5 protein-coding genes are annotated in these 7,866 nt (G+C 70.4%); 1 reads left to right on the plus strand and 4 read right to left on the minus strand.

From position 1 onward, the window contains the following. Nucleotides 1–140: 140 nt before the first annotated feature. From QZ483_RS11430 to QZ483_RS11440, 3 genes are all read right to left on the minus strand, one after another. Entirely contained in the window at nt 141–1,058 is a 918-nt protein-coding gene (locus tag QZ483_RS11430) for an endonuclease domain-containing protein (protein WP_297084082.1), read from the minus strand. Nucleotides 1,059–1,215: 157 nt separating this feature from the next. Further along, entirely contained in the window at nt 1,216–2,166 is a 951-nt protein-coding gene (gene pheA / locus QZ483_RS11435) for a prephenate dehydratase (RefSeq protein ID WP_297084084.1), read from the minus strand. Next, complete coding sequence (locus QZ483_RS11440; protein ID WP_297084086.1) at nt 2,163–3,161, minus strand: glycosyltransferase; 999 nt, start codon at nt 3,159–3,161, stop codon at nt 2,163–2,165. Before QZ483_RS11440 ends, pheA begins: the two co-directional genes overlap by 4 nt. Before the next feature lie 130 nt (nt 3,162–3,291). Here QZ483_RS11440 and pgm point away from each other — a divergent pair, with 130 nt between their 5' ends. Further along, nucleotides 3,292–4,971 (plus strand): phosphoglucomutase (alpha-D-glucose-1,6-bisphosphate-dependent), encoded by a 1,680-nt coding sequence (gene pgm, locus QZ483_RS11445; protein ID WP_297084088.1) that lies wholly within the window; start codon nt 3,292–3,294, stop codon nt 4,969–4,971. On the opposite strand, the gene QZ483_RS11450 is transcribed toward pgm, so the two are convergent. Continuing rightward, on the minus strand, nt 4,968–7,826 hold the full coding sequence (locus QZ483_RS11450; protein WP_297084090.1) for a DUF5979 domain-containing protein: 2,859 nt from the start codon (nt 7,824–7,826) through the stop codon (nt 4,968–4,970). The genes pgm and QZ483_RS11450 overlap by 4 nt on opposite strands. Between the last annotated feature and the right edge of the window lie 40 nt (nt 7,827–7,866).

A 7,866-nucleotide genomic window follows, 5' to 3' on the forward strand; every position in this document is an offset into this window, starting at 1 on the left:
ACTAGACAGCTCCACTCTGCCCGGAGGTCCTCCCTATCGCCCAGAACTCAAACAACGTCCCTGGGCACTACACCTAGGGCCCAAGGTGAGCGAGAAACGACCGCCAGGACGGTCGCCGGGCCCGACCGACGCATCGGCCCTCAGAAGGTGCGTGCGCGCAACGTCTCGCGCACCCGCGCGCGACACCACTGTGGTCGGCGAGTGATGTCCTCCCACGTGAGGCGGATCACGACGAATCCGACTGACGCCAGGAGCGCATCGCGCTCGATGTCGCGGCGGCGCTGCCCATCGTTCGAGTGGAAGCGTTGGCTGTCGAGCTCGATGGCCACACGCGCCCCGAAGTGCACGAGGTCCGGGTGGAGCGTGACCGCCCCGACTGCGATGTCGCCCTGGCGCGTCCAATCGGCCCACTCGCGCCCATGGAAGACTTCGGTCGCCGCGAGGTACTCGAGCATGCTCTGCACTCCATCGCGCGCGAGCGCCGTGACCTGGTTCAGAGCCGCCCGGTCGGGCACGCGTCGGGTAGCGCCGACACGCCGGTCAAGCTCCTCTGGATCGACCGCGCCGTCGCGAATGAGGTCGAGCAGCAGGCCTCGCCGCGCATGTGGCGGAGAGCGTCTCCACGCGAGGAGAGCAGCCTCCGGCGAGGTGACCACCGGCGTGCCGTCGATGGTCTCTGCCAGGGGAGGACGGTCGGCACGAAAGGTGTCAACATAGGGCGGCTTCGCAAGCTTGACGTCGCGCGGCAGTACCACATCGACACGCGACGGCTCCGTGCCACGCCATCCTCGGAGCCACAGCGCGGCGAGTCCCGAGATCGTCCCGTGGGGCGCCATCCACGCGGTGACGGCCGCGAGCCGACAGGTCAGGTCGGCCGCGTGGGTGCGGTGGGCGTACTGGCCCGGCGCGATGCGCACGGCGTGCCCCAGTCGCACGGCTTCCGCGAGCGTCCGGCCACTCCAGCGATCCTCGAGCACGGCTCTCGACCACGGCTGCGGGGCTTCGCGGAGCGTCGCGATGAGAGCGGCGACGGAGGGCTTGCGGCGGTGTCTCGGCATGCGGGCACCGTAGGCGAAGGGCCGATGCGCGTGTCAGGGAGAGGGGCCCGGTGTGGATAACTGCGGTTCGAGGACTGGCAGTGCGGTCGATTGACGCTCAACTAGAGCCTTAGGCGAGCGATTCGGGCCCATTTCGCTCGGGAGGGAGGGAGAGAAGCTAGGAGTGCGTGCCGTCGCGCAGCTGCTCTACCCAGTCTCGGGCCTCGGCGAACGCGGCGTCCGAGGTGCCGGGCACCAGCGGCGTGAGGTCCCCACCCGCAGACGGGTAGGAACCCAGGAACACCACGAGCGGGCAGGTGCGTCGCAGGCCGATGAGGGCTTCCGCCATCCTCTCCTCCGCGACGTGACCGAGCGCGTCGATCGAGAACGAGTACTCGCCGGGGCGGTCCCACCGCGGACGGCTCTCGATGCGCGAGAGGTTCACGCCGCGCGCCGCGAACTGCTCGAGCATCTCGAGCAGCGCGCCGGAGTGGTCGGTCGGCAGGTGCACCATCAGGGTGGTCTTGTCGTGGCCCGTGGGCTCGGCGACCGCCGCCGGCCTCCCCACCTTCACGAAGCGCGTGGCGGCGTGCGGGTTGTCGGCCACGTGCTCCTCCACCAGAGCGAGCCCGAGTCGGGCGGCGGTGCCGGGAGGCGCGAGCGCCGCGTCGACCTCCACGCCCCCGACGGCCTCGCCATCGAGCACCGCCCGCGCGCCCGCGACATTGGAGGATGCCGGCACGAAGACGGCGTCAGGAATCGTGGCGTGGGCCCACCGGCGCACCTGCGCCCACGCGTGCGAGTGAGCCGTCACGCGGGCGATCTCCCCGTGGGTGATCCCAGAGCGCGCCACCAGCTCGAACTCGACGGGCAGCACCACCTCTCCCACGATCACCAGCGGCGAGCCGTCGACGAGGGTGTCCAGAGTCGCCGTGACGCCACCCTCGACGGTGTTCTCGATCGCTACGACCGCGTGCTCGACGTCGCCCGAGCGCACCGCTCCCAGCGCGGCCGGCACGTCGACCACCGGAACGTACTCGGCCTCGTCCTCGGGGACCATCGCGCGCAGCGCCGTCTCGGTGAAGGTGCCGGGCGGCCCCAGGTATGCGCATCGGGGCCTCGTGGTCACCGGTCCTCCTCGGTCATCTCCGCGTCCGTGACGGCGGTCGCTGCTTCGGGTGTCGACGCAGCGGCCTTGTCCGAGCGCCGCCCGCGCCGCGTGATCGCGTCGCGCGCCCCCGACGCGCCTGCTTTGGCGCGCCGCGCACTGACCGCGACCATCACGTCACGGTACCGGCCCGCGCGCTGCGCCGCTGAGGGGCGCTTGCCGCCCAGCGGGCGGTGGCGCACCTCGCACGCCACCTCGGTCACCGTCAAGCCGGCGGCGAGGACATCGAGCGTCATGCCGACCTCGAGCCCCGCCCCACGCGCGATCGGCATCGCCGCCTCGATGGCCTCGCGGGTGATGCAGCGGATGTGGCCGAGCGGGTCCTGCGGAGTCCATCCGGAGCGCTGCTCGATCGCGCGCCGCGCAGCCTTCGCGGCCGTGCCCAGCGCCGTGGTCTCGCCCTCCGTCACGGCGACCGCGAGATCGGCGACGTGCTCGATGACCGCAGGCACGAGAGGCGCCGCCCCGACGGCGTGATGTCCCACGGAGCCGGGAAGCAGCAGGATCGCGCGCGGGGTGCGGCCCGGCTCATCGCGCATCGCGATCACGGAGGCTCCGGTCTCGACGCACGCCGCACGGCCGCGCTGATGCGAGTGGCGGACCACCACGGCGCCGGCCTTGCGGGCGAGCTCCTGCGTGTTGTCCGTGGAGGCGTCATCGACCACGAGCACGAGGTCGACGCCCGGGATCGAGCGCGCGGCCCTGACGGTCGCGGCGATCCGTCGTGCCTGGTCATGGGCGACGATCAGCGCCGCGGCCGCGTGGAGGTCCTCGGCGCGGGTGACGGCGCGACGCCGGGCGGCGGCCGCCGGCTCCGCGGATGCGGTGCGCCGGCCGGCGGTCCCGCGCGGCTTCTTGGCGCGCGGGGCCGATGCGGTGGCAGGCGGAGTCGACGCCTGCTGTGCATCGTCGTCCGCAGGCGCCTGTGCGGGGGTGCTCCTGCGCTTGGCGGCCACGGGAACAGCCTAGCGCCCGATCCGGGGACTTTTGTCAGAAGTTGACGCTTTCGTGAACGTCCTGTGACCCGATGGGCACGCGGCCCGTGGCGATGGACGCGATGCGTCCACCAGTGGAAGAGTGGGACCCATGAATGAGCGCGCAGGAACCCTCGCCCAGCCTCAGGACCTGATCGACGTCGACGATCTCATCGGTCAGTACTTCGACAGGGTCCCCGACCCCGCGGATCCCGCCCAGCAGGTGGTCTTCGGCACGTCCGGCCACCGCGGCAGCGCCTTCGACACGGCGTTCAACGAGGCGCACATCGTCGCGACCACGGCGGCCATCGTCGAGTACCGCCAGGCACAGGGCACCGACGGTCCGCTGTTCCTGGGCAAGGACACCCACGCGCTGTCCGGCCCCGCGCAGGACACCGCGCTCGAGGTGCTCGCCGCAGCCGGCGTGCGCACCCGCATCGACGCCCGCGACGGCTACACGCCCACGCCGGCGGTGTCGCTCGCGATCCTGGTGGAGAACGGCGCGGTCTCACCTGGCGGCCTGCGCACCAGCGGGCCGGGCCTCGCCGACGGGATCGTCGTCACGCCGTCCCACAACCCTCCGCGCGACGGCGGCTTCAAGTACAACCCGCCCCACGGCGGCCCGGCAGACACGGATGCCACCGCCTGGATCGCCGCCCGCGCGAACGAACTGCTCGCCGGCGGCGCCTGGAAGCACGTGCCGCGCCTGCAGCTGAAGGCCGCGGTCTCTGCTGACACGACGGAGCGGTTCGACTTCCTGAAGCTGTACCTCGACCACGTCCCCACCGTCATCGATCTCGACGTGATCCGGGAAGCCGGCGTGCGCATCGGCGCCGATCCCCTCGGCGGCGCCGCCGTCGACTACTGGGGAGCGATCGGCGAGCAGCACCGGCTCGACCTCACCGTCGTCAACCCGGAAGTGGACCCCACGTGGCGGTTCATGACGCTCGACTGGGACGGAAAGATCCGCATGGACTGCAGCTCGCCGTCCGCGATGGCGAGCCTGCGCAGCCTCATGGAGGGCGCGGACGCTCCGTACGACATCGCGACCGGCAACGACGCGGACTCCGACCGCCATGGCATCGTCACGCGCGACGGCGGCCTGATGAACCCCAACCACTACCTGGCCGCCGCGATCTCGTACCTCTACGGCGGCGCGCGGCCGCAGTGGAGGGACGATGCGCGCATCGGCAAGACGCTCGTGTCCAGTTCGCTCATCGACCGGGTGGGCACGCAGCTGGGGCGCCGGGTCGAGGAGGTGCCGGTGGGCTTCAAGTGGTTCGTGCCGGGGCTGCTCGACGGCACCACCGGGTTCGGCGGCGAGGAGTCCGCGGGGGCGTCGTTCCTGCGCCGGGACGGCCGCGTGTGGACCACGGACAAGGACGGGATCATCCTGGCGCTGCTCGCGTCGGAGATCACCGGCGCCACCGGCCGGACCCCGTCGCAGCTCCACACCGCACTCACGGACGAGCTCGGGTCCTCGTGGTACGCGCGCGTCGATGCCGCCGCGACCAAGGCCCAGAAGGACACGCTCAAGAAGCTGTCGCCCTCGCAGGTGCGCGCGACCGAGCTCGCTGGCCAGGAGATCACTGCCAAGCTCACCGAGGCGCCCGGCAATGGTGCGGCCATCGGCGGGCTCAAGGTGACGACGGCCGATGCGTGGTTCGCCGCGCGGCCCTCCGGCACCGAGGATGTCTACAAGATCTACGCGGAGAGCTTCGTCTCCGAGGCTCACCTGACGCAGGTGCAGGCAGCCGCGAAGGACGTGGTGAGCGAGGCGCTCGCAGGCTAGGGCCGTCCGGGGCCGCGCATCGTGGTCCCCGCAACCATCGCGGCGCCTGCTCCGGTGAGGAGCAGCGCGATCCACGCCGCCCACCAGCGGTCGAAGCCGGTGGCGGCCAGGCTGTCGTCGAAGATGTTCTCGACCGTCACGGTCGCCTCAGCGCCCGCCTCGATCGTCACGACCGCCGTGCCGTCCTCCGCGCCTGCCGGCGTGAGCACCACCGCGTCCGCGCCACCCGAATCCGTCTCGGTCACGGTGCACTCCGAGCCCGGGACCAGGTTGTCGACGGACGCCGCGAGCGGCCCGCCGCCCCCGAGCACCACCTCGCCCGACCACACGGTGACGGGAGGCTGCGGAGACCTGTCGAGGACGCACTCGACCGAGAACGTGTAGGGGCCGACCACTCCAGGGACGTCCGGTCCGGACAGCACCTTGTCGATGACGAGGAATCCCGGGTCGTACACATTTGTCACCAGGGCCCCGGTGGTGGGCGAGTCCGCGTCGTCGTTCGGGGTGACGACGACTTCGCCCGTGCTGCCCTCGACGACCGCGCCCGCGGCGTCGGCGTTGGACACCGTGATCGTGGTCGCGGCGGCCCCTCCGTCCACGAGCTCCGTGACCGTGCAGACCGAGGTCACTGGAAGGCCGGTGTAGACCACAGTCTCCCCGTTGTCGAGGAATGCCACCATGGGTTTCAGGAGGCCATGTCCATCCGCGTAGACCTCGTGCTCGTTGGGGCCACCCGGGTCGTAGATGCACTCGACGGCGACCACATAGGGCCCCAGATCAGGCACGTCGCCGTTCTGATCCGCGATCGTGTCCTCGACCACCTTCGTGACCGCGAGGGACGCGAGCTCCTCGAAGTGGTTCGTGACGGTGACAGTGACCGGCTCCACGGCATCAGGTGTCACGAGCACCGTGCTCTGACGGGCACCCGGCAGCGCAGGTGCGAAGAACACCGCATCGGCGCCACCGTCGTCGGTCTCCGTCACCGTGCACAGAGACGGCGCCAGAATGCCGTCGATCGTCGCCGTCAGCGGCTCGCTGCCGCCCAGCACCACATCGCCGGACCAGGAGTCGACGCCGAACGCCGGCGAGGTGCACTCCACGTTCAGGGTGAAGGGCCCTGCCCCTCGATCCGCGGCGCCATCGCCCGTCAGCTCCTTCGCGAGAGCGAGGGACCCGACGGGGAACTCGTTGACGAACGTGACGTGGTTGGTGGTCCCGCCGAAGGGGCCGTTCTCCGTCAGTGCGATGTCGGTCGTGGTGCCGTCGACAGCGCCGGTCGTGCCGACGGCGTTCTCGGCCTCGACCGTGGTGCCGATCGCTCCCGCCGGGTCCTCCTCGGTCACCGTGCACGCCGTGCCGGTAGGCATGTCCTCGAGCAGCCAGACGTCTCCGTCCGCGAGGTCGTTCTCCATGGGCGTGAGCAGCCCGTACCCCGCGGCGAACACGTCCCGCTCGTACGGCGTGCCGGGAGCGTACGTGCATTCGACGGTGACGGGGAACGGGCCCACGTCAGGCACGCCTCCCTGACCGTCGTTCAGCGGGTCATCGTTCACGATCTTGGTGACGTCGAGGTCGACGAGGTCTTCGAACCGGTTGGTGACGCTCACGTCGACGGCAACCGTGTCCGAGTCCACCACCACGAAGCCCTGATCGGGATTCGCGGGGTCGGCGGCCGGGTCGAAGATCCACTGGTCTGCGCCGTTTGACTCGCTCTCGGTGATCGTGCACTCGGAGCCGACGAGGATGCCGTCGATGCTGACCGGCACGCCGGGCGTCAGGTCGACAGAGGCGTCGTACGACACGATCAGCGCCGCGCCGGCAGGCTGCGTGGGTTGGTACGTGCAGTACACGTCAACGGTGAAGGTGTCGCCTCCATGCTCGTCGGCCGCTGGGCCATCGAGTTCCTTGATCAGTTCAAGGCTTCCCTCGGCGTACTGGTTGACGACCAGCGCATCGTTCTCGGTGCCGGGCGGCTCGAGGCCCTGGGGGTCGTCGGGCACCAGGGCGAAGGCGTCCGAGACCAGTGGGGTCTCGGCCGCATCGAACACGTTGGTCCCTGTCACCCCACCGGCGTCCCACGTGATGCCCACGCCCGTGGCGTCCAGTGGGTCGAGCTCGCCCACGACGCACTCGGCACCTGCGGGCAGGCCCGTGAGAACCTCCGAGTCCAGGTGGCCGAGTTCGACCACCATGAGGTTCGGGAACGCCGGCGGCGAGTCGAAGTCGCCGGTGTTCGTCGCGAGCACGAACTCCCCCAGGTAGCTGCACAGAGCCGCGATCGCGAAGGGCCCGGCATCCTCCGGGTCGACGCTGGAGCCGCCTCCGTCGCCCACGACCTGCTTGGTGAGCCTGAGCGATGCGAGCGGGTAGTCGTTCGTGATGGTGATCGTCGCGGGCGCGACCGCGCCATCAGGCACGATCACGGACTCAGGGTCAACGTCCACGGTGTACTGGCCGGACTCGCCCTCCTCCACCGTGCACTCGGCCTCGTACGGCAGGTTGTCGACCAGCACGCTCGGGTCGACGGTGACATCGACGTCGAAGGTGTTGCGGTAGACCTCTTCGCCGAGCGAGGTGCAGACCACGGTGATCTCGAATTCGTCAGGTGCGTACTGAGCGGCGCCGTCGCCGCTGAGCTCCTTGGTGAACTCGATCGCGCCGGTCGCGAGCGAGAACTCCGATCCCTCGACATTCTCGAACAGCAGCCCGAAGCGGTCCTCCTCCGGCATCGCCTGGAACATCCACTTCGCGAGGCTGGCCGGCTGCCACATTCGATCGACCGGCTGCGTCACCCGCTGAAGCTTGCCGCGCTGGTCGAGCACGGCGAGGAAGTCCCGAAAATCGCGATGAGCCATTCGTGTCTCCTGGTGGCAGGTCCAAAAAACGAATGCTATT

Origin of the sequence: uncultured Demequina sp. (genome assembly GCF_913055775.1) — a bacterium.
GTDB lineage: Bacteria > Actinomycetota > Actinomycetes > Actinomycetales > Demequinaceae > Demequina.